The sequence below is a fragment of the Streptomyces albidochromogenes genome, from assembly GCF_005981925.1.
Lineage (GTDB): Bacteria > Actinomycetota > Actinomycetes > Streptomycetales > Streptomycetaceae > Streptomyces > Streptomyces albidochromogenes.
In genome coordinates this window covers 1-1,848 of the sequence record NZ_VBVX01000561.1, presented here as the reverse complement: position 1 = coordinate 1,848, position 1,848 = coordinate 1, and the positions used below count along the sequence as shown (strand labels likewise).

The following is a 1,848-nucleotide window of genomic DNA, read 5'->3' as shown; positions in this document are numbered from 1 at the left end:
AGATTTGTATAAGAGACAGGCCGCACGGGACCCCGTTTCCGTACGAGCCCCGTGCGGCTTCCGTACGAGCGGGCGTGCCGCTTCCGTGCGGCTTCCGTACGAGCCTCCCGTCGGACGGGCCGCGGGCACCAGGCTTAACGAGCGGTCAGCCGATCCTCAAGGCGGCCTTAAGGATCACCGATCGGGCGCTGACCTGCGGTTTCGGCGGGCCCGCAGCCCCTACGTTGGCCCACGTGACGATCGAGGCCCTCCACTCCCCGCAGATGGATCCGCCGCAGCCGCCGCGCGAGGCGTACCCGGCGCTGTCGGCGTACCTGTCGCGGACGGAGGCCGCGGGCACGGCGAAGCCGCTGGGCAGGACGCAGACCGCGGGCACGGCTCAGCCGGCGGCGCCCGGCCGAGTGCCGGGCCCCGCCACCGCAGCCACGCCCGGGGCCACCGGTCGGGGGCGGGGGGCGGCGCAGGCGCAGGCGCGTGGCGCGGCCGCGCCCGTGCGGGTCGGGCCCGGGCGGATGCGGGCCGGGATCGTCGCCGGGGCCGGGGCTGTCGCCGGCCTGTGGGGCGCGCAGGCGGAGCCGTCGGCGCGGCTCGACGTGCTGTTCGCGACCGGCGCGCACCTCACCGGTCTCCTCGCCGGCTACGGCGTCCTCGTCATGCTCCTGCTGATGGCCCGCGTGCCCGCCGTCGAGCACGGCGTCGGCGCCGACCGGCTCGCCCGCTGGCACGCCCTCGGCGGCCGGTACGTGCTCTCCCTCTGCCTGGGCCACGCCCTGCTCGCCCTCTGCGGTCACGCGGCGCACACCGGCGCCGACCTCCTGGCCGCGACCACCGACCTCCTCGGCTACGGCGCGATCGCCGCCGCCACCGCAGGTACGGGCCTGCTGGTGGCCGTCGGGGCGACCTCGGCCCGCGCGGTGCGCCGCCGGGTCCCGCACGAGACGTGGCGCGCCGTCCACCTGCTCACCTACCTCGGCGCCGCCCTCGCCTTCGCCCACCAGCTCGTCGGCCCCGATGTCGCCGGCCACGCGGTGACCGTCTGGCTGTGGGCGATGATGCACGCCACCGTCGCCGTGCTGCTGCTCTGGTACCGGGGCGTGGTGCCCGTACGCCAGGCCCTGCGGCACAGCCTGCGCGTCATCGAGGTGCGGGCCGAGGGGCCCGAGGTGGTGTCGGTCCTCGTGCAGGGCATCGGGCTCGACGAACTGCGCGCGGAGCCGGGCCAGTTCTTCCGCTGGCGGTTCCTCCAGCGCCGGATCTGGCACACCGCGCTGCCCTTCTCGCTCTCGGCGCCGGTGCGCGACGACACGCTGCGGATCACGGTCAAGGCGGCCGGCGACCACACCCGCCGCATCCGCCGCCTCAGGCCGGGCACCCGCGTGCTCGCCACGGGCCCCTTCGGCGCGCTGACCGCGCACCGGCGTACCCGCCGCAAGGTGCTGCTGCTCGCCGGCGGCGTCGGCATCACGCCCATCCGCGCCCTCTTCGAGACGCTCCCCGGCGGCCCCGGCGACCTCACCCTCCTCTACCGGGCCTCCCACCGCGCCCACCTGGTGCTCCGCGACGAGCTGGAGCACATCGCGCGCACCCGGCAGGCCGGGCTCCACTACCTGCTCGGCCCGTCCGACGCGGCCTACGACCCGCTCGCGCCCCAGGCGCTGCGCGGCCTCGTCCCCGATCTCGCCGCACACGACGTCTTCCTGTGCGGCCCGCCCCGCATGGTCGAAGCCGCGACGGCGGCGCTGACCAGGGCGGGCGTTCCCGGCGGCCACATCCACTCCGAATGCTTCACCTTCTGACCCGCCCCCGGGTCCGACGCCCTCCGCTTCCCCCCGAGGAGACTCGATGGCC

At 76.3% G+C, this 1,848-nt stretch carries 1 protein-coding gene; it reads left to right on the top strand.

The features are described from left to right. The first annotated feature begins 512 nt into the window (after positions 1 to 512). The gene (locus tag E2E34_RS33830; protein WP_138905645.1) at positions 513 to 1,796 is read left to right on the top strand and encodes a ferredoxin reductase family protein; all 1,284 of its coding nucleotides are present in this window, start codon (positions 513 to 515) and stop codon (positions 1,794 to 1,796) included. The last annotated feature ends 52 nt before the right edge of the window (positions 1,797 to 1,848 follow it).

What these genes read in the sequence shown, in the direction of transcription:
- E2E34_RS33830 (WP_138905645.1), top strand. Translation starts at nt 513, where the DNA reads ATGCGGGCCGGGATCGTCGCCGGGGCCGGGGCTGTCGCCGGCCTGTGG.